Consider the following 23,070-nt stretch of genomic DNA (forward strand, 5'->3'; position numbering starts at 1 on the left):
TCTACTCCTCGTCGGCGTCGGGCTCCGTCATCAGCTCGGCGCCGCGCTCTGCGTAATCGACCCGCACCAGATAAAGCCCGCCCGGCGGCGACACTGGTCCGCACCGAGCGCGGTCGCATGCCTTCAGCGCATCATCAAGATCGCGCGGCCGCCACTTGCCTTCGCCGACCAGCTTCAGGCTTCCGACCATCGAGCGCACCTGATTGTGCAGAAACGAGCGTGCCGAGGCCTCGATAACGATCTCATCGCCCCACCGCGACACGTCCAGCCTATCCAGCGTCTTCAGCGCCGACTTCGCCTGACACTGCGCTGCGCGAAACGTCGTGAAGTCGTGCCGCCCCACCAGATACTGCGCCGCTTCGTGCATCGCGCGCGCATCGAGCGCCATTGGCAACCACCACACGCGGTTGCGATCGAGCGCCGGCGGCGCGCGCCGCGACAGGATGCGAAACCGGTAGTGCCGCGCGCACGCGCTGAACCGCGCATCGAAGTCGTCGCTGACCTCTTCGCAGTCGAGCACTGAAACCGGCGCCGGGCGCATATGATAATTCAGTGCCTCGCGAACCTTGAAGGGCTCCCACACCTTCTCCAGATCGAAGTGCGCGACCTGCCCCAGAGCATGCACGCCGGCATCGGTTCGCCCCGCGCCGCGCACGCTCACGCTGGCGCCCGTGAAGCGCCCGAGCGCATCCTCCAGAGTGCTTTGCACCGACGCAGCGTCGGGCTGGCGCTGCCAGCCGCAGAACGGCGTGCCGTCATATTCGATGGTGATGCGATAGCGAGGCATGAGGGCCGTTAGCTGCTGCACGCTGCTGTGCGCGTCGCCCTTCCCTATCCGGCCAGGGCATTGCGCTCAACAGGACATCGCACCCAATAACCCTGCTGCACGCCTCAGCGGCTGGAGCCGCCATCGGTTTGCGGCACCGCGACGGCAGAGGTGCCGACCCCGATGCTCAGCGGCGTCGCGCCATCGGGGTTGATGATCATATGCGTCGTCGGCGGCACCGGACGCCAGACCCGCACGCCATTTTCGATGGTGACCACCGCCCCGTAGTAGGGACGCGTCTCGATGCGGGTTGTATGCGCGCTCTGCGCCAGGACGGCGCCTCCGGACCCGGCAACAAAAAGACCAATCAGAGCCGCTCTGAACCGCATACGCCAACCCTTTGCCGGACCGCTATTACTAACGAAATGTTAACGGCATAACTTACCGGCTGGTCAACTACGCGTCCCCGATTGATGCCCATCAAGGATAACGAGCGAACTCTGCGGCTTCATAGGCGACAGCCATAGGAGGACGCCCTTGCCCCCGCAGCTGCGCGAAAAGATCCTCAGCATTCTCGCCCGCCACAACAACATGACCCACGCGACCCTCCGTCCTGACGGGTACCCGCAGGCGACCACCGTCGGCTACGCCAGCGATGGGCTGATCATCTATTTCGGCTGCGGCATCGGCTCTCAGAAAGCCGTCAATATCGCCCGCGACGCGCGTGTCTCCGCCGCGATCGATACCGACCACGCCAATTGGAATGAGATCGAGGGGATTTCTCTCGGCGGCATCGCCGCGCGCGTTTCAGATTCCGAGGAACTCGCAAAAGTCCAGTCGCTGTTTCTTGCGAAGTTTCCCCAGCTCGCCGGAATGTCGGCCGATGACCAGGCAAACACAGCCATCTTCCGCGTCACGCCCAGCGTCATTTCCGTGCTCGACTACTCGAAAGGCTTCGGCCACCAGGAACTCGTGACCGTCTGACTGCGAGCCGGATGTCCCTAGAGGCGGGTGCCGGCAGGAACAGCAAAGCCGCGCAGCACCTCTTCGGCCAGCATCGGCTTCTTGCCTGCGCGCTGCAGTTCGGTGAGCCGCACTGCGCCGCTCCCGCAAGCGATTGTCAGCTTGTCGTCGAGCACCTCACCCGGCGCCCCCTGTCCCTTCGCCAGCACCGCGCGTAGCACCTTGATGCGTTCGCGCCGGCCCTCCGGCCCGATCTCGAACCACGCCCCCGGGAACGGCGACAGCCCGCGGATCATATTGTGCACGCCGGCGGCATCGGCACCGAAGTCGATGCGGGCTTCCGCCTTTTCGATCTTCCGCGCGTAGGTGACGCCGTCTTCAGGCTGCGGCTGACAATCCAGCGACCCGCGCTCCAGCGCCGACAGCGCCCGCGCCATCAACGTCGACCCGCGCTGCGCTAGAACGTCATGCAATTCGCCGGCGGTCTGATCGGCACCGATCTCGACCCGCTCGCCGAGGCATACCGGACCTGTGTCGAGGCCGACCTCCATGCGCATCGCCATCACCGCGGTCTCGGTATCCCCGGCCATGATCGCGCGCTGAATAGGCGCTGCGCCGCGCCAGCGCGGCAACGCCGACGCATGCAGGTTGTAACAGCCCAGGCGTGGCGCATCGAGCACCGCCGCCGGCAGCAGCAGTCCGTAAGCGACAACCACCGCGGCATCGGCCTCATGCGCGGCGAATGCCTCTCGCTCGGCCTCGCCCTTGAAGCTTGTCGGTGTCAGCACCGGAATGCCTGCCGACTCGGCGAACGTGTGCACGGGCGATTTGCGCTCGGCCATGCCGCGTCCAGCAGCGCGCGGCGGCTGCGAATACGCGGCGACCACCTCATGTCCCGCGCCGATGATCTCGGCCAGCGTCGGCACGGAAAAGTCCGGCGTTCCCATGAAAACGATGCGCAGGGTCATGGCTACCGCCGGAGCTGAAAGCGATTGAGATGCTGAACTAGAGCGAGTTTGTGCGCGCCAACTTCTTGAACTTGCGCACGACCATGTCACGTTTGAGCGACGACAGGAAATCGATGATCAGTTTGCCGTCGAGGTGATTGACCTCGTGCTGAATGGCCGTCGCGAGCAGCCCATCGGCCTCGAGCTCGCACTGCTTTCCGTCGCGATCGAGATAGCGCAGCGTCAGCGTCGAAGGGCGCTCGATCTCCACCCGGACATCGGGAATCGAAAGGCAGCCTTCCTCGTGCACACGAGTCTGCGGACCCAGCTCGACGATCTCGGGATTGAAGAACACGAGCGGCTGGCGCCCGTCTTCCTCATCCGCAACGTCGATCACGACAAGGCGAATGGGCTCAGCCACTTGGATCGCCGCCAGCCCGACACCCGGCGCGTCGTACATCGTCTCCAGCATGTCGTCGGCAAGCTTGCGCGCCGCATCGTCGATGCGATCGACGGGGGCCGATATCTTGCGCAAGATCGGGTCTGGGAGCGTGACGATAGGAAGTTTGGCCATCGCTCTGAAATAAGAAAGTACGCAGTCCCGGTCAATTGCCCCGCAGCCGCGGGGAGAGTCGCAGGTTCAGTCGGGCTGCTCTCCGGCGGCGGCAGCATTTTTGGGGGCTCCATCGGGCGCCTTCGCCCCCGCCTCCCCCTGCTCTTCGCCAGGCCCATCGGTCGGATAGGTGACGTTGGGATCGGTGACGCCGTCCGGCGGATATGGCTCGCCTTCGACGTCGCCGGGATCGGGCATGGCCGGCTCGGCTGCCCCGCTTCCGGGATCAGCCGTCGCGCCCCCGTCCGGGGTGGGGTCCGCGGGCACATCGCCCGCGTTGGGACCGGTCACCGATGGATCGAGTGCCAGCGCCCTCGTCTGGACCGCAAACGGGCACGCGGCAGCGAGCACAACGGTGAGCACGAGCCTTCGAACCATTCTTCATCCCCCTGGCCACGGAGCGGAGCCACCCTTGCGCCGCTCCCCGATTGCGAAGATTTTTACACTAAGCTTGCGCGCTACTCTTTCCGCGTCAATGGAACTGATGCGAAACGCCGAGGAAGGCGCTAACATCGATCCTATATTACAGGCTTGGTCGGGAATTTGACCGCCGTGCTCAGAGATGCTTCACGCCTGATTGTCGGCTGGCAGGAGTGGGTCGCTCTGCCTGACCTGGGCTTGCCGGCGCTCAAGGCAAAGATCGACACTGGGGCTAAGACTTCGGCGCTTAGCACCACCTTGATCGAGCCCTTCGGATCATCTCGCAAACCCAAGGTCCGCTTCCGAGTCCGCCCCAATCGCAGCACTGATCTCGAGGTTGAGGCCGTCGCCGACATCATCGATCGCCGCGAAGTAATGAGCTCAAACGGTGTGAGCGAACTCCGCTATGTCATCGAGACCAACCTCTGTCTCGGCCCCCGCACCTGGCCGATCGAAGTGACGCTCACCAACCGCGAACACATGACCTCCCGCATGCTCATCGGGCGCCAGGCGATCCGCTCCGACATGCTGGTCGACTGCGCAGTCTCGTTCTGCCAGCCCAGGCTCAGCTATCGGCTCTACGCCAGTCTTTGAAGCCGAGTTTTTTGAAGTTATGCCAGCTGCAGTATTTGCAGCAGCTTCCCGCGCACGCCGGCAACGCTCTCGAAGCGCTCCGCCTTGGCCCGGCTGGCGCGCGCCATCGCCGGAATGAGATCCGGCCGGCGCAAGAAACTTTCCATCGCGTCAGCCAGCGCACCCGGATTGCGTGGCTCGACCAGGCATCCGTTGACGCGCGTATCGACGGCCTCGCGGCAGCCCGCCGCATCTGCCACCAGCACCGGACGCCCCGCAGCCAAGGCGCGCAAGATCGGCTGCGGCATGCCTTCGGCATAACCCGGATAGACGAAGACATGCGCCTCCGTCAGCAACTCGCCCTCTTCCTCCGCAAGGCCGAGGAACTCCACATCCGGGCTACGCTGCAGCTCGGCGATGTCGATCGCTTGCGCACCCTCGTCGGGAGTCACCGCGAGCAGAAAGCGTGACGTCGGCGAGCGCTCCCTCAGCTTCGCCGCCGCCGCACAGTATTCCATCACGCCGCGCCGACGATCGAGCCCGCCGATCATGAGAAACACGAGGCCGTGATCGAGTGGTGGCAACGGCAAGGACGCGTTGCGCTCAAGGTCGACGCCGCTGCCAGGCACCACGATCGTCGGCAGCGAAGCGGGAACGAGCCCCAGCTTTTTTAGCAGCGCCAGGTCGTCCCGATTGTGAAACACGGCTTGGTGCGCGGCGCGTAGCGCCTGCCCATACCGCCACGCCGGCATTTCGTCGGCGGCGAGCGCCCCCGCGAAGCGGTGCTCGGGCAATCCATCGACCACGGCGACGATGCGCCCAGCGCCAATCCCCTTCGCGGCCAGCGCCCCGTGCACCATCATCTGCCCCCCGAAGGTGACAACGACATCTGGCGCCCACTCCGCCAGCGTCGCCTTCAGCGCGCCGATCGCCTTCCAGTCCGCGAATAGCTTCGGGCCATGCGACTCCGGCGCCATCAGCGCGTGCTCGGCTCCGATCTCATCGAGTGATGCCAGATCAACACTGGCAAACTCAGGCGCAATCGCCAGCACGCGATGGCCGCGCGTGATCACATCCGCAAACAGCAGTTCACGCCACTGCCGCATCGCTGAGCCCGACGGGCCCACGAACGCGATGCGCTGCACCGCTGGAGACGACTGAGGAGCGACAACTGCCATGTTAGTGCAGCGTCCGTGTCGGCGGCGTCCACGAGGCGGCAGGCCTGTCGGTCGCCTCGCTCGGCTCTTCCGTACCCTTCACCGTATAGCCCTCGACCGTGCGCAGCAGCACCGCCTGCATAGCCGCATAGTCGCGAACGTCGAGTGCCGCCTTCAGTCTCACCAGCTCTTTCTCCAGTTCCTCTGCCGGCAAGAACGGCTCGTCCGAGCGCCAGATGCGGGGGTGTTCGGTCGCCTTGGTGTTGGCACCGATCAGCAGCTCCTCATAGAGCTTCTCGCCCGACCTCAGGCCCGTGTACGTGATGGCAATATCGCCATCGGGGTTTTCCGCGCTCCGCACATCGAAACCCGACAACCGCACCATCAGGCGCGCCAGATCGTCGATCCGCACCGGCTCGCCCATGTCGAGCACGAACACGTCGCCACCTTCCGCCATGGCGCCGGCCTGGATGACGAGCTCCGCCGCTTCGGGAATAGACATGAAATAGCGAATGATCTCGGGGTGCGTAACCGTCACCGGCCCGCCCGAACGGATCTGCCGGCGGAACTTCTTCACCACCGAACCCGAGCTGTCGAGCACATTGCCGAAGCGAACCATCGTGAAAATGGTCGGGCCGCCGTTCGCGGCCGCCGCCTGCAGTACCAGCTCCGCAAGTCGCTTGCTGGCACCCATCACGTTCGTCGGGCGCACGGCCTTGTCGGTCGAGATCAGAACCACCAGCTCGACACCAGCCGCCTTCGCGCACTCGACCAGCACTGCCGTACCGAGCGTGTTGTTGCGCAACCCATAGACCGGGTTCTGTTCGACGATGGGAACGTGCTTGTACGCCGCCGCGTGGTAGATGACCTCGATCTCGTTGCCCAAGATCACCTCGCGCAGCAGCGGCTGATCGAGCACCGTGCCGAGCACACCGATGATTTCCGGACGCGGCATATCGGGCCGCAACGTCTTCACCGTTTCTTGAATCTCGTCTTCGATGCGGTAGAGCGCAGCTTCCGAAACATCGAGCAGCACCAGCCGCCGCGGACCATTGCGCAGAATCTGCCGCACCAGCTCCGATCCGATCGAGCCGCCCGCGCCCGTCACCAGCACCGACTTGCCCAGCGTCTTGCGGTTGAGCAGTTCCCCGTGGGGAGGGACTTTGTCACGCCCGAGAAGGTCGTTCACATCGACCGGACGCAGATCCGTCACGCTGATACGTCCCGACGTGACATCCTCGACGCCCGGCAGGATCAGCACCTCGACGGGATGCGCCTGTAAGTCTTTCAACACCCGCCGACGCTCGCGGCGCCGGTCATCGGGAAGCGCCACCAGGATCTCGCTCACCTGATGCCGCTCGATGAGACCCGCTAGTCTGTCGGGACGGTGCACCTTCACACCGGAAATGTACTGCCGCCACAGAGACGGCTCGGTATCGACGAAGGCGACGACATTGCGATTGTGGCTCCGGCGCAGCGCTTCGAGCAGCTGCACGCCCAGTTGCCCGGCGCCAAAGATGATGACCGGCTTACGCTCGACGCTGACCGGAAGATCCGCAAGCGACACACCGGCGCTCTCGAGAATCATCGCCGCCACTTCGCGGCTGCCGGCGATCAGCAGAGACGCCAGCACACCGTAGCCCAGCACCACCGAGCGCGGCACACCGAGCTGACCGGACATGAACACCACCAGCGACCAGATCAGCACCGACAGCCATATGCAGCCGATGATCCGCGTATGACCGCGATAGCCGAGATACCGGGTGACAAATCTGTAGAGCCCGAACGCCGCGAACGTCGCCACCGAAATGGCAGGGCCAGCGATGAGAGCCAGCGTGTTCGGCCACGACGTTGGAACGAATGCTGCGTTGTAGCGGATCGACAACGCAATCCACAGCGCCAGCGTCAGCAACAAGAAGTCAAAAGATATGAGGATGATGCGTTTGTTGAACCGCGGGAGTTCCAACAGACGCGAGCGCCATTCACCCGCAACCTGATGTTCCGCATCACGCTCGCTCATAATGCCCCCGGCACGCGCCATCGACGCCCAGCTGGCCTCAGCGCTCCCCTTGTCCAGCAATCGGCGAATATAATCAGGCAATCAAATGAGTTAAATCGAGGAGCGCCCTCAATCTCGAGCTTATCACCGCTTTTATTGCAGCGTCGCCAATCACATGCTTCGACGTGGTGAACTACATCCGCCGCCGTGACTTGATTGCCGCAGCAAGCGTGCCCTCGTCGAGGTAGTCCAGCTCGCCGCCAACCGGCACACCCTGGGCAAGCCGCGAGACGACGATCCCCGTCGGGGCCAGCTGTTCGGTCAAATAGTGAGCCGTCGACTGCCCCTCCACGGTGGCGTTCAACGCCAGCACGATCTCTTTCGCCTCGCCCTCGGCCGCCGCCCTCTCTATCAGTTTCGCTATGTTGAGCCGGTCGGGGCCGATGCCGTCGAGCGGCGACAGGTGTCCACCCAGGACGTGATAGAGCCCGTTGACGACCCCGGCACGCTCCAGCGCCCACAGATCGCCCACCTCCTCCACAACCACGATCAGCGAGCGATCCCGGCGGGGGTCCTGGCAGATGCTACAGGGCGAAACGGTATCGAGATTTCCACAGTTGGAGCATTCGACGATCTTCGCCACCGCATCCGTCAGAGCCTCGGCGAGCGGCACGAGCAGATCGTTGCGCCGCTTGATGAGCGCCAGCGCCGCCTTGCGCGCCGAACGTGGCCCGAGCCCCGGCAATCTGCCCAGAAGCTGGATAACCCGCTCGATCTCCGGCCCTGAAACTTTCCTTGTCATATCCGCGCCCAAGCCGCCGGCTACACGCCCGTAGTGGTCGGCGCCAGCCCATTCCTGTGATCGACGTCAAATACCGTCAACGATCCGTTTGCACTAATTTCCAATACGCCTACGTATTTGGTCGCCGCGATACATGGAGTAACGTCCAGGCCACAAAAAATAGGGTCATTCATCCCCCCTGGGAGGACTACACTCATGCAGCTGATCGTGAAGCCAGAAACTCCGTCCGCCGCTCTGGCACGTGTCGGACAGACCATCAAGATTCGCAACCGCTACGATAACTACATCGGCGGTCAGTGGGTGCCCCCGACCAAGGGCCAGTACTTCGAGAACCGTACCCCGATCTCTGGGGAAATCATCAACGAGATCGCCCGCTCCACCGCTGAGGACATCGAGAAGGCGCTCGACGCCGCCCATGCCGCCGCCGAGAAGTGGGGCAAGACCGCTCCCGCCGAGCGCGCCGCAGTCCTCAACCGCATCGCCGACCGCATGGAAGCCAACCTGGCGGCGCTCGCCACTGTCGAGACCATCGACAACGGCAAGCCGATCCGCGAGACCATGGCAGCCGACCTTCCGCTCGCCGTCGACCACTTCCGCTACTTCGCTGGCTGCATCCGTGCCCAGGAAGGCGCGCTCTCCGAAATCGACGAAACGACGATTGCCTACCACTACCACGAACCGCTCGGCGTCGTCGGCCAGATCATCCCCTGGAACTTCCCGATCCTCATGGCGGTCTGGAAGCTGGCGCCCGCCCTCGCGGCCGGCAACTGCGTCGTCCTCAAGCCTGCCGAGCAGACGCCGTTCTCCGTGATGGCCCTGATCGAGCTGGTCGGCGACCTGCTTCCGCCCGGCGTGCTCAACATCGTCAATGGCTTCGGCGTCGAGGCCGGCAAGCCTCTGGCCCAGAACCCGCGCATCGCCAAGATCGCCTTCACGGGTGAGACGACCACCGGCCGCCTCATCATGCAGTACGCCTCCGAGAACCTCATCCCGGTGACGCTGGAACTCGGCGGCAAGTCGCCGAACATCTTCTTCGCCGACGTCTTCAACGAGGACGACGACTTCTTCGACAAGGCTCTCGAAGGCTTCACCATGTTCGCCCTCAACCAGGGCGAAGTCTGCACCTGCCCCTCGCGCGCACTCGTGCAGGAGAGCATCTACGACGCCTTCATCGAACGCGCCGTCGAGCGCGTGAAGAAGATCGTGCTCGGCAGCCCGCTCGACCCGAACACGATGGTTGGCGCCCAGGCTTCTTCCGACCAGCTCGAGAAGATCCTTGCCTACATCAACATCGGCCAGGGCGAAGGCGCCAAGCTGCTCACCGGCGGCAAGCGCGCTCAGCACTCCGGACTCGAAAACGGCTTCTACGTCGAGCCGACCGTGTTCGAAGGCCACAACAAGATGCGCATCTTCCAGGAAGAGATCTTCGGACCGGTACTGTCGGTCACGAAGTTCAAGACCGAAGCTGAGGCGCTCGCCATCGCCAACGACACGCTCTATGGCCTCGGCTCTGGCGTGTGGTCGCGCGATGCCAACACCTGCTACCGCATGGGTCGCGGCATCAAGGCCGGCCGCGTTTGGACCAACTGCTACCACCTCTACCCGGCACACGCCGCTTTCGGTGGCTACAAGCAGTCGGGCATCGGCCGCGAGACGCACAAGATGATGCTCGACCACTATCAGCAGACGAAGAACGTCCTGCAGAGCTACAGCGCGAAAGCGCTCGGCTTCTTCTGATCTACACGCACTATCAGGCGCCATAACGCACTGAAGCTTGCAGCGCGGCATTCAACTGCCGCGCTGCTTTGCTATCGGCAACAACAATAAACCGGGAGAAACGAGAAATGACCGAAGCCCGCCCCACTTTGCGCGCCCTGCTCGCCCTGCCAGATGCGCCGGCGCCGCTGTCGAAGTCGGCCCTTGTCCTCATTGACTGCCAGAACACCTATCGCGAAGGCATCATGCAGCTCGAAGGCGTCGAGCCTGCACTGAAGGAGTGCGCCGCCCTGTTGCAGCGCGCCCGCGACAACCGCACGCCGGTTATCCACATCCAGCACGACGCCGGCCCGGGCACCCCCTACGACGTGCGCGCCGAAATCGGAGCCATTGCCGACATCGTTGCTCCGAAGGCCGGTGAGACCGTCATCGTCAAGGCATATCCGAGCTCCTTCGAGCAGACGAACCTCGACGCCGAACTGAAGAAGCTGGGCGTCGCCGATCTCGTGCTCGCCGGCTTCATGACGCACATCTGCGTGAACTCGACCGCGAGAGCCGCGTTCAACCACGGCTACCGCCCGACCGTCGTCGCCGGTGCCACGGCCACCCGCGCGCTTCCCAACCCGCTCGGCGGCACCCTCTCGGCTGAGGCCGTGCACACCGGCGCCCTCGCAGCATTGGCCGATATATTTGCGGTCGTGGTACCATCACAAGGCGCGATCCCCACATAAGGCGGCAACAGCCCGGAGAAACGCAATGGTCGAGCGAGTGAAAGTCACCCCCGAAGCCACGGCGCTGATCGAAAAGCTCATCGCCCAGCATGGGCCGCTGTTGTTCCACCAGTCCGGCGGCTGCTGCGATGGCAGCGCACCGATGTGCTACCCGCGCGGCGAGTTCAAGATCGGCGAACGCGACGTCTACCTTGGCGCCATCGCGGGCTGTCCACTCTACATCTCGGGCCCCCAGTTCGAATATTGGCAGCACACCCAGCTGATCATCGACGCTGTTCCTGGCCGGGGCTCCGGCTTCTCGATCGAATCCCCCGAAGGGCTGCGCTTCCTTACCCGCTCCCGCGTCTTCACCGAGGACGAGTTCGACGAGTTGGATCGCATTGGTCCGCCCCCACGCGGACCGCAGGCCATGGCTGCCGACGCCCGCGTCGCCTGAAGCACCCGCCCTGCGCGCGCTGGCCGTCAGTAGCCTGACCGCCGGCGCGTTTTATTTCTGGGTGACCAAAGTCAAGATTTGTCGCAGCTAGCGTGCTAAGTGGGTAAGCGTGTGTCCCCGCCGCACTAGGAATTGTCAGCAATCGCAACGACATTCGACCTCACCCGGGGTGCTGTGGGAAATGCGCGCCGGACGAAGCAACCGCACGGTCGAACATGAAGCTTGCCTATTTTGCCCTTGCCGCCATCCTGCTTTGCTGCCCCCCAGCCCTCGCCCAGGACGACGATCCCGCGCGGGCCGGTGATGCGGACGCGATCATCGAGTCGGGCGAAGAGTCGGCACCCGAACAGAGCGGCAGCGCCACGGAAGAACCGCGCCCCGCGCCCGTGCAAAAGGATGCCCCATTCAAGGAACTCGCCGGCCGCTGGGTTGGCGAGGGACGGATTGGCATGAGCGAAGGCAAGGTCGAAAGCGTGAAGTGCCGCGCCACCTACTTCGTCGAAGGCGCCGGCAAGGAGCTGCGCCAGAACATCCGCTGCGCCTCATCGGGCGGCAAGGTTGAGGTCAAGAGCAACGTCATCGCCAACCAGGGGCGGCTCACCGGCACCTGGAACGAGCTGGTCTACAATCTCGGCGGCGACCTCAAAGGCGAAGTCACCCAGCGCGGCTTCCGCATTTCCGTAAAGGGCGGCGACCTCACTGCCAACATGGACGTGATCGTGATGAACGATCGCCAGATCGTCGAGATCCAGTTCTTCAACAGCTCGCTGCGCGGGCTGACGCTGATCCTCAAGAAGGGCTGAGTTTCCTTCTCGCTTGTTTGCCCGACGAAGTCTCGGGCAACAGCCGCAACTCTCCGGCGGCGAACTTCACGAAGGCGCGCACCCGTGCATTGCTTGAGCGGGCTGCCCCGTACACGAGATGCACCGGGACAGCTGTGTCCTCGAAACGCTCCAGCACGGGCACAAGCTTGCCTGCCTTCAGCGCCTCCTCGGCCTGGTAGGAGAGAACACGCGTGATCCCCACTCCGGCGATGGCCGCTGCGACGGCTGCATCCGCCGTGTTGACGGACAGCCGCGAGCGCACGCGCACGGCTTTGCGGCCGTTCCGACGGCTTCGGAAGATCCAGCGAGTCCCGCCGGGCAGATTGGCAAACGTCACGCAGTCGTGCCGCGTCAGTTCGGAAGGCATTGCTGGCGTACCGCTTCGTTCCAAATACGCTGGCGCCGCGCAGGCTACCAGACGCAACGAGCCAACTCGCGTCGCCAGAAGTGCCGAGTCCGGCAATTCGCCGATGCGCACCGCTATGTCGATGCCCTCTTCTGCAATTTCTACGACGCGATCGACGAGCAGAAGCCGCGCGTCGATACGCGGATAGTCAGCCAAGAAGCGTGCGAGCAGCGGCACCACAAACATTCGGCCGAATAGAACCGGGGCCGTAATCGCCAGGTCGCCCGAAAGCTCGTCCACCTGTCCGGCAATGCGCCGCTCCGCCGCTGCGACGCTTTCCAGAACACTCCGGCAAGTCTCCAAGTACTCGCTGCCCGCAGGTGTGACCACCATATGCCGCGACGACCGATGCAGCAGCGCGCACCCGAGGTGGGCCTCGAGTTGAGCCAGCATCCGGCTGATGTTCGTAAGCGGCTCCCCCAGCGCGCGTGCCGCAGCCGACAAGCTTCCTGCTTCCGTTACCGCTACGAAGGCGGCCATGGCGCGAAGTCGGTCCATCTTATCCTTCCGAAAAACGGAAGCATGTTTGCTGATCTTTCTGACTAGCAGAAGATGCCGCGATGCGGGAGTCTGTCTGTCTCCGGCATCAATTCCCGGCAAAGGACACCAAAACCATGGCGGCAAAGCTTTACGACCTCGAGCTCTCGGGCAATTGCTACAAGGTGCGCCTGTTCGCCAGCCTTCTGGGCGTTCCGCTGCAGATCATCCCGGTCGACTTCCTCGCCGGAGAGCACAAGCGACCGCCTTTGAGCGACCTCAACCCGCGAGGCGAAATCCCCATCCTGCAGGACGGCGACGTGGTGCTGCGCGATAGTCAGGCCATCCTCGTCTACATGGCGCGCAAGTGGGGCGGCGAAAATTGGCTGCCGACGGATGCCGTGGGGTTATCGCGCGTCTGCGAATGGCTGTTGACCGCTGAGAACGAGATTGCTCGCGGCCCGGGTGACGCGCGCCTGCACGACAAATTCGGTTACGCGCTCGACGTCGCGGCGGCCCGCGACAAGGCCCAACGCATCCTCGCTCTCATGGAAACACATTTGACGGGTCAGTCGTGGCTCGTCCTCGGCAGACCGACCATCGCCGATATCGCCTGCATGCCCTACGTGGCCCTCGGCCACGAGGGTGGCGTCCCCCTCGATAACTTCCCAGCGATCAAGGCCTGGGTCGACCGCATCAAGGCATTGCCGGGCTTCATCGGCATGCCGGCAATTTGATCTCAGCGCACATCCGACGAGGTGCGAGATGAACCGCCACCCTGCATCCGACATCGCATTCACGCCTGCCGTAAAAGCCGAGCAGTCACGCCGCGGCTCCCGCCATCAGTACGAGGCCATGGAGCGCTCGCGCGGCTGGCCAACCACGATCACGCCCGACCTCGCCGCGATTGTGTCGACCACGCGCTCATTCTATCTGGGCACGGCGAGCGCGGCCGGTCAGCCCTATATCCAGCACCGGGGCGGCCCATCGGGATTCTTGAAGATCGTCGATGACCGCACGCTCGGCTTTGCTGATCTCGCCGGCAACCGGCAGTACATCACGGCCGGCAATCTGGCAGAAAACCCGCGCGCCTTCATCTTCATCATGGACTACGCACACCGCCGGAGAGTGAAGCTCTGGGGTACCGCGCGCATCATCGAAGGCGATGCGGACTTGCTCGCGCAAATGCGCCCGCCAAGCGGAAATGCCAAGGCCGAAAGGGTCATTCTGTTCACGATCGAGGCGTGGGATCGTAACTGCCCGCAGCATATCCCGCAGCTCGTCCCAATCGAGGCCGCGGAGGCCGCGTTGCAGCAGCTTCGCGATCGCATCGCCGAACTTGAAGGTGAGCTGAAGCGATGCACTGAGAGCCATCAATAGCTCTCAGGCGAGGCTGCGCTTCACGCCTTCGGGCCCTCGCGATGCTTCTTCTTGAACGCTGGCTTTGCCGGCTTGTGCGCGCCCGCGGCCGCGTGTCCACGTCCAGCCCCGTGACCATGGTTGTCGCCCTGCGGCCGCGGCCCCTTGCGATGACGCCTCGGCTCATCGCCCTTGGGATGAATGAAGCCGCCGGGCTTCTTTTTCTTGTTGTCCTGCCACTTCGGCTTGCTGTGTCCCTCGGCCTTTGCGCCGAACCGCTCACCTGAGCGCTCGCGCGGCGGCGGCCGATCCTTCGACGACCGCTCGGCAGGTCGCTCACCGGAGCGCTCGGAACGCTCGAAAGAGCGCTCGCCGTTCTTGGCCCATCTCGGTTTGTGCTCCGCAGTTCCCTCTTTAGGTGCACGCGGCCCGCGATGCTCTCGATCCCCAGACGGTCCATTCCGCTTTTCGAATGCGCGCGGCCCACGCTCGCGCGGCGCACGTTCGCGGAATGTGCGTTCACGCGGCCCAGCATCAGCACGCCCCGCAGCACCTGCATCATCGCCCATCGACGCACCGAGGCGCGTGATGCGCCCTTCGTTGGGCTTCATGTCGCTCGCAGCGTCGGCGAACTTGTCGGCAAACTCTGCAGCGATCTGGAACCGTGTATCGCGGTCAAAGATGCGAATCGCGCCGATCTCGGACTTCGTCACATCGCCGGCACGGCACAGCAGCGGCAAAAGCCAGCGCGGATCGGCATTGCGCTCGCGCCCTATGTCGACGCGGAACCATACCATGTCCCGCCCATGATCCTTTACCGCGCGCGTGCGGCGCTCATCATCGCCACGTGCGCTGTCACCGCGTTCCCTGTCGCCGAACCGGCGCTCGCCCCGCTCCCGGAAACTTTCACGCGGCGCGCGCTGCCGATCATCACGCCGCGGTGGCGGCCCCGTATCCTCTGCGATGTCCTCCGGCTCGGGCAACTGAGCCCGATGCATGCGCACCAGCGCCAGCGCAATCTCGTCCGCGCTGCGCCCGGCTTTGAGCGCATCGACAAGCTTCACGTCTTCATCGCTTGCCGCATCGGTGAACAGCGGACTGGAAAGAAACCTTTCCTGATCGCGCGCATGGATCTGCTCCGCCGTCGGCGCCTCCTCCCACGTCACCTTCAGCTTCGCTGCGCCCAGCAATGCATCCGCCTTGCGCCGGCGATTGAACGGCACGATCAGCGTGCAGATACCCTTGTTGCCCGCGCGCCCCGTGCGCCCCGAGCGGTGCAGCAGCGTCTCGGCGTCGTTCGGCAAATCCGCATGAATGACCAGCGCCAGCTCCGGCAGATCGAGCCCGCGCGCTGCCACGTCGGTCGCCACCAGTACCTTCGCACGGCCATCGCGCAGCGCCTGCAGCGCATGCGTGCGCTCGCTCTGCGTCAGCTCGCCAGACAGCGCCACGGCCGAGAAGCCGCGCTCGACAAGCCGCATGTGCATCCGCTTCACGGCTTCGCGCGTCGCGCAGAACACCAGCGTCGCCCGCGTTTCGTGCAGCCGCATCACGTTGACGACGGCATGCTCCACGTCTCTCGGCGCCACACGGATCGCGCGATACTCGATATCGGCGTGCTGCTCGTTCCGCCGCAGCGTCTCGATGCGCGCAGCATCGCGCTGATACCGGCCCGCAAGCGTTTCGATCTCGCGCGGCATGGTCGCCGAGAACAGCAGCGTTTGCCGCCCTTCCGGGGTCGCGTCGAGGATGAACTCCAAGTCTTCACGAAAGCCGAGATCCAGCATCTCGTCCGCTTCGTCCAGCACCACAGCCACGAGCTTGCTGAGATCAAGGCGCTGACGTTCGAGGTGATCGCGCAGGCGCCCCGGCGTCCCCACCACGATATGGGCACCCAGATTGAGCTGCCGCGCCTCAGCCCGGACGTCCATCCCGCCGACGCAGGTAACAACCCGCGCGCCGGTATCCTTGTATAGCCAGTCGAGCTCGCGCTGCACCTGCATCGCAAGTTCGCGCGTCGGCGCGATGATCAGCGCCATCGGCTCGGCAGCCGGAGGCAACCGCTCTGCATCACCCAGCAGCGTTGGCGCAATGGCGAGGCCGAACGCCACCGTCTTGCCCGAACCGGTTTGCGCGGACACCAGCAGGTCGCGCCCAGCCTTGTCCTCCTCGAGCACAGCGAGCTGCACGGCCGTGGGCACAGCGTATCCGCGCGCAGCAAGGGCGCGGCCGAGGGCGGGGTGAGCGGACGTGAAGGTCATGATTGGAATTGCTTTTCGAAAGGAGGAGCGGGAACGGCCTGCGGCTCCAGGAAGCGGAGCTGCCGCAGCAGGCTGCCAAGAATTTCGTGATTCGCACGCCTACTAGCCGGTTCTTGTCGATCGCACCAGCAGCACTTTGTCCCGGCGCACGGGCAGCGACGCAGTATAGGCCTGAGAGGCTATAACAATGATTTGCCGCGGAAATCCATAAAGAGTTGCATCGCCACGCATAATGAGAGGCGCAGCCCCCTCGCTAGAGGCCGGCCGAGCCGGGCACAACCGGGCCACCAAACAAGGCTCGATCTCCCAAACAACGGTAGAAAGATTGCCACTCTCGGGCGTTGATCCGATGCGGCGATCAGCATTTTATGCGCTGCGATAATCAATAACCGGAGCCGCTCGATGAATGCGCGCCCTTCTGGCAGATCCCCATCCGGCCGATCCATTCTGCTCATCCTAGTCGGCATCGCGGTCGTGGGGCTGGCAGGCCTGGGCGCGATGCATATTGTCAGCCCGGCCGCCACACCGCCGCTGATCGAGGAAGTCCACGAGGCAGAAATGCCGGAGGAGCATACCCTTGCGCCGTCGCTCGACTGCGCCTTCCACGACATGATGCGCACGCACGCCGTGGTCTCCTACTACTTCGACGTCACTGTTTCTGAGAACGAAGCGCCCCGCTTCTATGAGCGCGCTATCGTCGCCGAAAACGGCACACGCACGAACTTCGCGGGCGATGATCGCCCTGCCTGGAGCTATAGCCTAGATGACGACGGCAAGCCTATGATCACGTCGCCGGACGGCGGCGAGCGCATCGTGCTCTATGGACTGAAGCTCGGCACGGCCGGCATCTGGCCGGTGGAAGCGGGCATCCGCAGCAACCACTATCGCAACCTTGGTGGCGAATGCCGCCAGACCAATCTCGCAGCCGCCCCCAGGTGACGAAACCGCCACATCATCGCCGGCCAAACAGCTTCTCGATGTCGTTGAGCTTCAGCTCCACGTAGGTCGGGCGCCCGTGGTTGCATTGACCCGAGTAGGGCGTGGCTTCCATGTCGCGCAGCAGCGCATTCATCTCGTCCGGCGTCAGCCGTCGCCCCGAGCGCACGCTGCCGTGACAGGCGATCGTCGCCACCACCGACATCAGCCGCTCCCGCAGTGCACTGCTCGTCCCCTCGCGCTGGATATCTGCCGCGATATCCTTCACCAGCGTCGTCACGTCACCTTTGCCCAGCAGCACCGGCACCTCGCGCACGATCACCGCACCCGCACCGAACGCCTCGACGACGAGGCCAAGCTCGGCAAGCTCGTCCGCCGTCTCGGCGACCGCCGCCGCCTCGTCGGCACCGAGGTCGACGACCACCGGCACCAGCAGTCCTTGCCGCGCCACGCCGCCCTCGCTCAGCATTTTCTTCAGCCGTTCGTAGACGAGCCGCTCATGCGCCGCGTGCTGATCGACGATGACGATGCCATCGCGTGTCTGCGTGACAATGTAATTCTCGTGCAGCTGCGCCCGCGCCGCGCCCAGCGGCCGGTCCTGCAGCTCCTCGACCATCGGCGCGGTAAACGCCCGCGTGTCCGCACTCGGCGCATCAGCGACATCAAGCGGCGCCTGCATCGCTTCGGCGAGCCCGAATGGCATGCCCGACGGACGCGGAGCCGCGTAATAGGTAGGCCGCGGCCGCTCGAACGGCACGATGTTGGGGCGCAGCTCGTCAAGTGCCGCAACACCGTTCGCCGCCGCCGCGCGATGCCCCGCAATGTGCAGCGATGCAGCCAGCGCGTTGATCAACAGCGAGCGCACCCGCCCCGCATCGCGAAACCGCACTTCCACCTTCGCCGGATGCACGTTGACGTCGACTTCCTCCGGCGGCAGCGCGACGAACAACGCCAACAGAGGATGGCGCCCGCGCGGAATGAGATCGCCGTAGGCCGCGCGCACTGCGCCGACCAGCAGCTTGTCTTTCACCGGTCGGCCGTTGACGAACAGGAACTGTTGCGCCGCATCCGGGCGATGCAGCGTCGGCAATCCTGCGAAGCCGCGCACCGAAAGCCCGTCGCGCTCGGCTTCCACCGGAACGGCGTCTGCCATGAACTCGCGCCCCATGATGCGCCCGAGCCGTTGCAGCAAGCCGTCATCTCCCGCCGCCTCGCGCGGAAACCTGAGCCCTGTACGTTCGCCCGTCGTCAGCGTGAAGCCGACCGTCGGATGTGCCATGGCGAGTCGCTTCACGACCTCGCCCATCGCTTGGTTCTCGGCACGCTCCGACTTCATGAATTTGAGCCGCGCCGGCACACTGGAAAAAAGATCGCGCACTTCGACGGTCGTCCCGGCATTCCCCGCCGCCGGCCGCACCGCGCTTTTCGCGCCGCGATCCACCCCGATGGCGAACGCATCAGCCGCGCCGCGCGCGCGCGATAGGATCGTCAGTCGCGCAATCGACCCGATGGAAGGCAGCGCCTCGCCGCGAAAGCCGAGCGTGCGCACCGAGAACAAGTCCTCGTCGGAGAGCTTCGAGGTGGCGTGCCGCTCCACCGCGAGGTTCAAGTCGTCAGCCGGCATGCCGCCACCGTCGTCGGTAACGCGGATCAGCGCCAGCCCGCCGGACGCCGCCACGACATCGATTTCGCTGGCCCCTGCGTCGAGCGCGTTCTCGACCAGTTCCTTGACGACACTAGCCGGCCGCTCGACGACCTCGCCGGCCGCGATGCGATTGATCGTTTCTGGGGATAGCTGGCGGATCGCCATGCTAGGGTGCCTCCTGTTGGGGCCAACCTACCCCGCGATTCGGCGGCGGGCGGCCCTTAGGGGCCACTCATCCCCGTTTTTCCCAATCCCCTGTGCGACCAAAGGCCAAGAGCTAGGCACCCGGCATTCATCAATTAGCTGCATGCGACCGGCGTGCAGCTTTCCAAACACGCGAAATTTGTCCAATTCTCCGCGCCAAATGCCCCCGAGCGGGGAAAGTCCTGCACCAACCTGGAGACCACATGCGGCTCGACGCTATTCCGATCGGAAAGAATCCGCCCCTCGACATCAACGTTGTGATCGAGGTGCCCGTAGGTGGAGAGCCCATCAAATACGAGCTCGATAAGGCCTCGGGCACGCTGTTTGTCGACCGCTTCCTCTACACGCCGATGCGCTACCCCGGGAACTACGGGTTCGTGCCGCACACGCTGTCGAGCGATGGCGACCCGATCGATGTCCTCGTCTGCAACACGCGCGCAATCGTCCCCGGTGCAGTCATCAACTGCCGCCCTGTTGGCGTCCTCGTGATGCAGGATGAGGGCGGCGGCGACGAGAAGATCATTGCCGTGCCCAGCAGCAAACTGACGATGCGCTACGACAAGGTCGCCAACTACACCGACCTCCCGCAGATCAGCGTTCAGCAGATCGAGCACTTCTTCGGCCACTACAAGGATCTCGAGCCGAGCAAGTGGGTGAAGATCGATCACTGGGGCGATTCAGGCGAGGCCCGCCGCCTCATTGTCGAAGCGATCGAGCGCGCCAAGAAGCCGATCCGCTGAACCGGTATCGCGCCCATAAACAAGTGTGGCCGCCAGCGCACTGCGCGAGCGGCCACAATCGAGTTTCTCATCCCGGTTCAGACCAGGGCAAACCCGGCGCTAGCCCTTCTTCGCCTGCTGCAGGGCAGGCTTACCGACCACGGTGACGATCAGGTCATTGGTGTCCAGCAGCCGCTTGGCAACGCGCTTCAGATCATCGAGCGTCACTGCCGCGACCATCGCATTGCGATTATCGACGTACTCCGGCCCGAAGCCGTCCATCTGCAGCCCGAGAAGCTGCGAGGCGATCTTCGCGTTGGTGTCGAAACGCAGCGGATACGAGCCGATCAGATAGCTCTTGGCGTTGTCGAGATCAGTCTGGCTGAGCTCGCCGTTCGCCATCTTCTGCAATTCCTCGCGGATGATATCGAGCGACTGCCCCATCATGTCGTTGCGCGTGGCAACGCCGCCCGAAAAGATCGAGGTGTGCTGATAGGGATAGACGTAGGTGTAGACCGAGTAGGCGAGCCCGCGCTTCTCGCGCACTTCCTCCATCAGCTTCGACGCAAATCCGCCGCCACCGATGATCTGGTTGAGCACGAACGCCGCCATGAAGTCCGGATCCTTGCGCGGCATGGCGCCGAGGCCGAACACCGCGACGGACTGCGGCACATCCATATCGACCACCGTCTGCCGACCGCCATGCACCGGATCCGTCTTCGCCACCGGCAGCAGGTCCGCCTTCGCCGGGAGATCGCCGAACACTTCATCCAGCAATTTGCCGAACTGCTCGGGCGTGATGTCGCCGACAGCAACCACCTTCAGCTTGTCCTTCGCGAACACCCGCTTGCGATAGGCTTCGAGGTCCGCGCCCGTCATCTTGGCGACGGTCTCCTCGGTGCCGTTCGACGGCCGTGCATAGGGATGTCCGGCGAACGCGACGGCGTACCACTCGTTCTGGGCCACCTTGTCGGGATCGCGCTTGGCATAGGCGAGCGAAGCCAGCAGCTGCTGACGGATACGCTCAACCGCATCGTCGTCGAAGCGCGGCTTGGTCAGCGCCAGCTTCAGAAGCTTGGCGGACTCGTCGCGATTTTCGGTCAGTGTCTCGAAGTTACCGTAGAACGCGTCCTTCGCCTCTTCGTAGTTCATGCGCATGGAGAGATCCTCCATACGCTCCTGAAAATCCTGCGATTTGAGATCGCCTGCGCCCTCGTCCAGCATCGCCGTCACGAAGTTAGCAACGCCCTCTTTGCCCGCGGGATCCTGGGAGCTGCCGCCATCGAAGGCGAAGCGCATCGCCATCATCGGTACTGCGTGCTCTTCCACCAGCCAGGCTTCGATACCGCCCGGGCTCTTCACGGTCTGAATCTTCATAGCGTTTGCAGTCGTGCTCAAAGTGGCGAGAAAGGCGACGGAGAGAACCGCCAGAGAAGCGACGCTCAACCGTCCGAGAACGGCATGCATCGACGTGCGCAGGGAACGGGCTGCGACCATATCATAGTCTCCTCGCATTGCGGGATCAGGAGCGCGTGTGCACGACAGGCTGGGAAACCTGCTCGCCGGCACCGTTGCTGTCATCAGCCTCAGGCAGCAGCCAGCCGGTCACGGAGCTGTGCGCGTCGAGATACTCGTTCGCCACGCGTTTCACATCCTCCGGCGTCACCTTCACGATGGCGGCCGGCCAATCCTCGACCTGATCGATGGTGCGTCCGATAGCGACCGACCAGCCATAACGCCGTGCCAGGCTCGCCTGGTTGTCGCTGCTGTAGATGTAGCTGGCGGTGAGCGCCTTCTTTGCGCGCTCGAGTTCGAGCTCGGTGACGCCATTCTTGCGCACCTCGTTCAGCACCGCATCGACATCGTCCTCGACCGCCTTCAGGTCGCCGTTGCTGGCAACCGCATAAAGCGAGATCGCACCGCTATCGAGGCTGGCGCCGGAATAGTCGCCGCCGGTCGTCGCCGCGAGCTTGTCCTCCACGACGAGCTTACGATAGAGGCGGCTCGTCGAGCCATCGGCAAGGATCTTCATCAGCAGGTCCAGCGCCTCCGCATCGCCCGGCTTTGCCGTAACGTAGCTTGGCGTGATGTAGTAGCGATGGAACGAAGCATTGCCCGCGCGCGGATCTTTCAGCGTGATGCGGCGCGGCGCGACATGCGGCGGTTCTTGTGGACGCGAACGCGTCTCGACTTCCGGATTGGCGGGAAGCTTGCCGTAGGTTTCTTCGGCCAGGCGCTTCACCTCTTCCGGCGTTACATCGCCGGCAACGACCAGGATCGCATTGTTGGGCGCGTAATAACGCTTGTAGAAGCGCAGCGCATCGTCACGCGACAGCTTCGCCATCTCGTGGGCCCAGCCGATCACCGGCACGCCGTACGGATGCGAGAGGTACAGGGCGGCATTCATCTGCTCGTCGAGCCGCGCGGTCGGATTGTTGTCGATGCGCGAGCGGCGCTCCTCGATGATCACCTGCCGCTCGGTCGCAACCTCGTCGTTGGTGAGACGCAGATGCGTCATGCGGTCGGCTTCCATCTCCATCAGCGTCTTGAGCTGATCCTTGGAGATGCGCTGGTGATACGCGGTCACATCTTGCCCGGTGAAGGCGTTGTCCTGGCCGCCGAGGCGGGAAATGATCTTCGAGAACTCGCCGACCGCGATCTTGTCGGTCGACTTGAACATCAGATGCTCGAGGAAGTGCGCGATGCCCGAAACGCCGTGCGGCTCATCGGCTGCTCCGACCTTGTACCAGACCATATGCGTAACGACCGGCGCGCGATGGTCGGGAATGACCACCACTTCCATGCCGTTGGAAAGCTTGAACTCGGTGGCGCGTGGTTCGGCAGAAGCAGAGTGAGGAGCGGTTGCGAGCATGAGCATGGCCATTACATAGGGTGCCAGACGGCTTGCGCCGAGCTTGAGCATCGATAAAACCCCGGTGTTGATCCTGGACGAGTGGGTCAGGCGCTGAACCGAAGCTTCACGCGCCCCGGCGAGTTAGTGATCCTGCCGTCATCTTCGGGCTCGGCCCCCTCATGTCAAATGACATCGTGTTCATCTCCTGAGCCAGGAACGGGTCTCCGAGTGGCCCTCCGACCCGCTTGAACGCTCCCCCTCT

23 protein-coding genes are annotated in these 23,070 nt (G+C 64.1%); 10 read left to right on the forward strand and 13 right to left on the reverse strand.

Annotated elements, in window-relative coordinates; all coding sequences use genetic code 11:
• Window position 1: 1 nt before the first annotated feature.
• Together truA and NDB2M4_RS08660 are read right to left on the reverse strand one after the other, a co-directional pair.
• Window positions 2–787 carry a tRNA pseudouridine(38-40) synthase TruA gene (gene truA, locus NDB2M4_RS08655; RefSeq protein WP_072373145.1) on the reverse strand — a complete coding sequence of 262 codons (786 nt, stop codon included), beginning with the start codon at window positions 785–787 and terminating at the stop codon, window positions 2–4.
• A gap of 104 nt (window positions 788–891) precedes the next feature.
• Window positions 892–1,155: a hypothetical protein gene (locus NDB2M4_RS08660; RefSeq protein WP_072373148.1), complete on the reverse strand. Its 264-nt coding sequence runs from the start codon at window positions 1,153–1,155 to the stop codon at window positions 892–894.
• A 148-nt stretch (window positions 1,156–1,303) separates the two neighbouring features.
• Here NDB2M4_RS08660 and NDB2M4_RS08665 point away from each other — a divergent pair, with 148 nt between their 5' ends.
• On the forward strand, window positions 1,304–1,750 hold the full coding sequence (locus NDB2M4_RS08665; protein ID WP_139247151.1) for a pyridoxamine 5'-phosphate oxidase family protein: 447 nt from the start codon (window positions 1,304–1,306) through the stop codon (window positions 1,748–1,750).
• Between the two features lie 17 nt (window positions 1,751–1,767).
• Here NDB2M4_RS08665 and fmt read toward each other — a convergent pair whose 3' ends face one another.
• From fmt to NDB2M4_RS08680, 3 genes are all read right to left on the reverse strand, one after another.
• The gene (fmt, locus tag NDB2M4_RS08670) at window positions 1,768–2,691 is read right to left on the reverse strand and encodes a methionyl-tRNA formyltransferase (RefSeq protein WP_072373462.1); all 924 of its coding nucleotides are present in this window, start codon (window positions 2,689–2,691) and stop codon (window positions 1,768–1,770) included.
• Between the two features lie 43 nt (window positions 2,692–2,734).
• Window positions 2,735–3,250 (reverse strand): peptide deformylase, encoded by a 516-nt coding sequence (gene def / locus NDB2M4_RS08675; RefSeq protein WP_072373151.1) that lies wholly within the window; start codon window positions 3,248–3,250, stop codon window positions 2,735–2,737.
• Between the two features lie 66 nt (window positions 3,251–3,316).
• Window positions 3,317–3,667 carry a hypothetical protein gene (locus NDB2M4_RS08680; RefSeq protein WP_139247152.1) on the reverse strand — a complete coding sequence of 117 codons (351 nt, stop codon included), beginning with the start codon at window positions 3,665–3,667 and terminating at the stop codon, window positions 3,317–3,319.
• Between the two features lie 174 nt (window positions 3,668–3,841).
• Here NDB2M4_RS08680 and NDB2M4_RS08685 point away from each other — a divergent pair, with 174 nt between their 5' ends.
• Window positions 3,842–4,303 carry an ATP-dependent zinc protease family protein gene (locus NDB2M4_RS08685; protein ID WP_139247153.1) on the forward strand — a complete coding sequence of 154 codons (462 nt, stop codon included), beginning with the start codon at window positions 3,842–3,844 and terminating at the stop codon, window positions 4,301–4,303.
• Window positions 4,304–4,320: 17 nt separating this feature from the next.
• On the opposite strand, the gene NDB2M4_RS08690 is transcribed toward NDB2M4_RS08685, so the two are convergent.
• From NDB2M4_RS08690 to recR, 3 genes are all read right to left on the reverse strand, one after another.
• Window positions 4,321–5,460, reverse strand: coding sequence for a glycosyltransferase (locus NDB2M4_RS08690; protein ID WP_072373161.1), 1,140 nt, complete (start codon window positions 5,458–5,460; stop codon window positions 4,321–4,323).
• Window position 5,461: 1 nt separating this feature from the next.
• On the reverse strand, window positions 5,462–7,459 hold the full coding sequence (locus tag NDB2M4_RS08695) for a polysaccharide biosynthesis protein (protein WP_072373464.1): 1,998 nt from the start codon (window positions 7,457–7,459) through the stop codon (window positions 5,462–5,464).
• 172 nt (window positions 7,460–7,631) lie between these two features.
• Window positions 7,632–8,240, reverse strand: a complete 609-nt coding sequence (gene recR, locus NDB2M4_RS08700; RefSeq protein ID WP_072373164.1) for a recombination mediator RecR — start codon at window positions 8,238–8,240, stop codon at window positions 7,632–7,634.
• A 195-nt stretch (window positions 8,241–8,435) separates the two neighbouring features.
• Between recR and adh the strand changes: the two genes are divergently transcribed.
• From adh to NDB2M4_RS08720, 4 genes are all read left to right on the forward strand, one after another.
• A complete protein-coding gene (gene adh, locus NDB2M4_RS08705) occupies window positions 8,436–9,977 on the forward strand; it encodes an aldehyde dehydrogenase (RefSeq protein WP_083556054.1) in 1,542 nt (513 codons plus the stop codon).
• 107 nt (window positions 9,978–10,084) lie between these two features.
• Window positions 10,085–10,687, forward strand: a complete 603-nt coding sequence (locus NDB2M4_RS08710; protein WP_072373167.1) for a cysteine hydrolase family protein — start codon at window positions 10,085–10,087, stop codon at window positions 10,685–10,687.
• Between the two features lie 25 nt (window positions 10,688–10,712).
• The gene (locus tag NDB2M4_RS08715; RefSeq protein ID WP_072373170.1) at window positions 10,713–11,123 is read left to right on the forward strand and encodes a DUF779 domain-containing protein; all 411 of its coding nucleotides are present in this window, start codon (window positions 10,713–10,715) and stop codon (window positions 11,121–11,123) included.
• Window positions 11,124–11,338: 215 nt separating this feature from the next.
• Window positions 11,339–11,926: a hypothetical protein gene (locus NDB2M4_RS08720; protein ID WP_244536098.1), complete on the forward strand. Its 588-nt coding sequence runs from the start codon at window positions 11,339–11,341 to the stop codon at window positions 11,924–11,926.
• On the opposite strand, the gene NDB2M4_RS08725 is transcribed toward NDB2M4_RS08720, so the two are convergent.
• Complete coding sequence (locus NDB2M4_RS08725) at window positions 11,913–12,851, reverse strand: LysR family transcriptional regulator (protein ID WP_072373173.1); 939 nt, start codon at window positions 12,849–12,851, stop codon at window positions 11,913–11,915. The two genes, NDB2M4_RS08720 and NDB2M4_RS08725, sit on opposite strands and share 14 nt — an antisense overlap.
• Window positions 12,852–12,967: 116 nt before the next feature.
• Here NDB2M4_RS08725 and NDB2M4_RS08730 point away from each other — a divergent pair, with 116 nt between their 5' ends.
• Complete coding sequence (locus NDB2M4_RS08730) at window positions 12,968–13,567, forward strand: glutathione S-transferase family protein (protein WP_072373176.1); 600 nt, start codon at window positions 12,968–12,970, stop codon at window positions 13,565–13,567.
• Between the two features lie 28 nt (window positions 13,568–13,595).
• Window positions 13,596–14,210: a pyridoxamine 5'-phosphate oxidase family protein gene (locus NDB2M4_RS08735; RefSeq protein ID WP_072373179.1), complete on the forward strand. Its 615-nt coding sequence runs from the start codon at window positions 13,596–13,598 to the stop codon at window positions 14,208–14,210.
• Between the two features lie 20 nt (window positions 14,211–14,230).
• Here the strand turns inward: NDB2M4_RS08735 and NDB2M4_RS08740 are convergent, their stop codons facing one another.
• Complete coding sequence (locus tag NDB2M4_RS08740; RefSeq protein WP_072373182.1) at window positions 14,231–16,450, reverse strand: DEAD/DEAH box helicase; 2,220 nt, start codon at window positions 16,448–16,450, stop codon at window positions 14,231–14,233.
• Window positions 16,451–16,852: 402 nt separating this feature from the next.
• On the opposite strand from NDB2M4_RS08740, the gene NDB2M4_RS08745 reads away from it, so the two are divergent.
• Window positions 16,853–17,389, forward strand: coding sequence for a hypothetical protein (locus NDB2M4_RS08745; protein WP_072373185.1), 537 nt, complete (start codon window positions 16,853–16,855; stop codon window positions 17,387–17,389).
• A gap of 13 nt (window positions 17,390–17,402) precedes the next feature.
• Here the strand turns inward: NDB2M4_RS08745 and mutL are convergent, their stop codons facing one another.
• Window positions 17,403–19,196 (reverse strand): DNA mismatch repair endonuclease MutL, encoded by a 1,794-nt coding sequence (gene mutL, locus NDB2M4_RS08750; protein ID WP_072373187.1) that lies wholly within the window; start codon window positions 19,194–19,196, stop codon window positions 17,403–17,405.
• Window positions 19,197–19,438: 242 nt separating this feature from the next.
• Here mutL and ppa point away from each other — a divergent pair, with 242 nt between their 5' ends.
• The gene (gene ppa, locus NDB2M4_RS08755; protein WP_072373190.1) at window positions 19,439–19,975 is read left to right on the forward strand and encodes an inorganic diphosphatase; all 537 of its coding nucleotides are present in this window, start codon (window positions 19,439–19,441) and stop codon (window positions 19,973–19,975) included.
• Between the two features lie 99 nt (window positions 19,976–20,074).
• Here the strand turns inward: ppa and NDB2M4_RS08760 are convergent, their stop codons facing one another.
• Window positions 20,075–21,451 carry a M16 family metallopeptidase gene (locus NDB2M4_RS08760; RefSeq protein WP_083556056.1) on the reverse strand — a complete coding sequence of 459 codons (1,377 nt, stop codon included), beginning with the start codon at window positions 21,449–21,451 and terminating at the stop codon, window positions 20,075–20,077.
• Between the two features lie 25 nt (window positions 21,452–21,476).
• The gene (locus NDB2M4_RS08765; protein ID WP_072373193.1) at window positions 21,477–22,877 is read right to left on the reverse strand and encodes a M16 family metallopeptidase; all 1,401 of its coding nucleotides are present in this window, start codon (window positions 22,875–22,877) and stop codon (window positions 21,477–21,479) included.
• Between the last annotated feature and the right edge of the window lie 193 nt (window positions 22,878–23,070).

It is taken from the genome of Hyphomicrobium sp. NDB2Meth4, from assembly GCF_900117445.1.
GTDB lineage: Bacteria > Pseudomonadota > Alphaproteobacteria > Rhizobiales > Hyphomicrobiaceae > Hyphomicrobium_A.

Bases quoted from the DNA above. Each gene is read 5' to 3' on its own strand.
- recR (WP_072373164.1), bottom strand. From the start codon at position 8,240: ATGACAAGGAAAGTTTCAGGGCCGGAGATCGAGCGGGTTATCCAGCTT.
- NDB2M4_RS08730 (WP_072373176.1), top strand. From the start codon at position 12,968: ATGGCGGCAAAGCTTTACGACCTCGAGCTCTCGGGCAATTGCTACAAG.
- NDB2M4_RS08715 (WP_072373170.1), top strand. From the start codon at position 10,713: ATGGTCGAGCGAGTGAAAGTCACCCCCGAAGCCACGGCGCTGATCGAA.
- NDB2M4_RS08720 (WP_244536098.1), top strand. From the start codon at position 11,339: ATGAAGCTTGCCTATTTTGCCCTTGCCGCCATCCTGCTTTGCTGCCCC.
- NDB2M4_RS08760 (WP_083556056.1), bottom strand. From the start codon at position 21,451: ATGGTCGCAGCCCGTTCCCTGCGCACGTCGATGCATGCCGTTCTCGGA.
- NDB2M4_RS08725 (WP_072373173.1), bottom strand. From the start codon at position 12,851: ATGGACCGACTTCGCGCCATGGCCGCCTTCGTAGCGGTAACGGAAGCA.
- NDB2M4_RS08765 (WP_072373193.1), bottom strand. From the start codon at position 22,877: ATGCTCAAGCTCGGCGCAAGCCGTCTGGCACCCTATGTAATGGCCATG.
- def (WP_072373151.1), bottom strand. From the start codon at position 3,250: ATGGCCAAACTTCCTATCGTCACGCTCCCAGACCCGATCTTGCGCAAG.
- NDB2M4_RS08740 (WP_072373182.1), bottom strand. From the start codon at position 16,450: ATGACCTTCACGTCCGCTCACCCCGCCCTCGGCCGCGCCCTTGCTGCG.
- NDB2M4_RS08735 (WP_072373179.1), top strand. From the start codon at position 13,596: ATGAACCGCCACCCTGCATCCGACATCGCATTCACGCCTGCCGTAAAA.
- NDB2M4_RS08680 (WP_139247152.1), bottom strand. From the start codon at position 3,667: ATGGTTCGAAGGCTCGTGCTCACCGTTGTGCTCGCTGCCGCGTGCCCG.
- NDB2M4_RS08660 (WP_072373148.1), bottom strand. From the start codon at position 1,155: ATGCGGTTCAGAGCGGCTCTGATTGGTCTTTTTGTTGCCGGGTCCGGA.
- ppa (WP_072373190.1), top strand. From the start codon at position 19,439: ATGCGGCTCGACGCTATTCCGATCGGAAAGAATCCGCCCCTCGACATC.
- NDB2M4_RS08710 (WP_072373167.1), top strand. From the start codon at position 10,085: ATGACCGAAGCCCGCCCCACTTTGCGCGCCCTGCTCGCCCTGCCAGAT.
- adh (WP_083556054.1), top strand. From the start codon at position 8,436: ATGCAGCTGATCGTGAAGCCAGAAACTCCGTCCGCCGCTCTGGCACGT.
- truA (WP_072373145.1), bottom strand. From the start codon at position 787: ATGCCTCGCTATCGCATCACCATCGAATATGACGGCACGCCGTTCTGC.
- NDB2M4_RS08690 (WP_072373161.1), bottom strand. From the start codon at position 5,460: ATGGCAGTTGTCGCTCCTCAGTCGTCTCCAGCGGTGCAGCGCATCGCG.
- NDB2M4_RS08695 (WP_072373464.1), bottom strand. From the start codon at position 7,459: ATGAGCGAGCGTGATGCGGAACATCAGGTTGCGGGTGAATGGCGCTCG.
- NDB2M4_RS08745 (WP_072373185.1), top strand. From the start codon at position 16,853: ATGAATGCGCGCCCTTCTGGCAGATCCCCATCCGGCCGATCCATTCTG.
- mutL (WP_072373187.1), bottom strand. From the start codon at position 19,196: ATGGCGATCCGCCAGCTATCCCCAGAAACGATCAATCGCATCGCGGCC.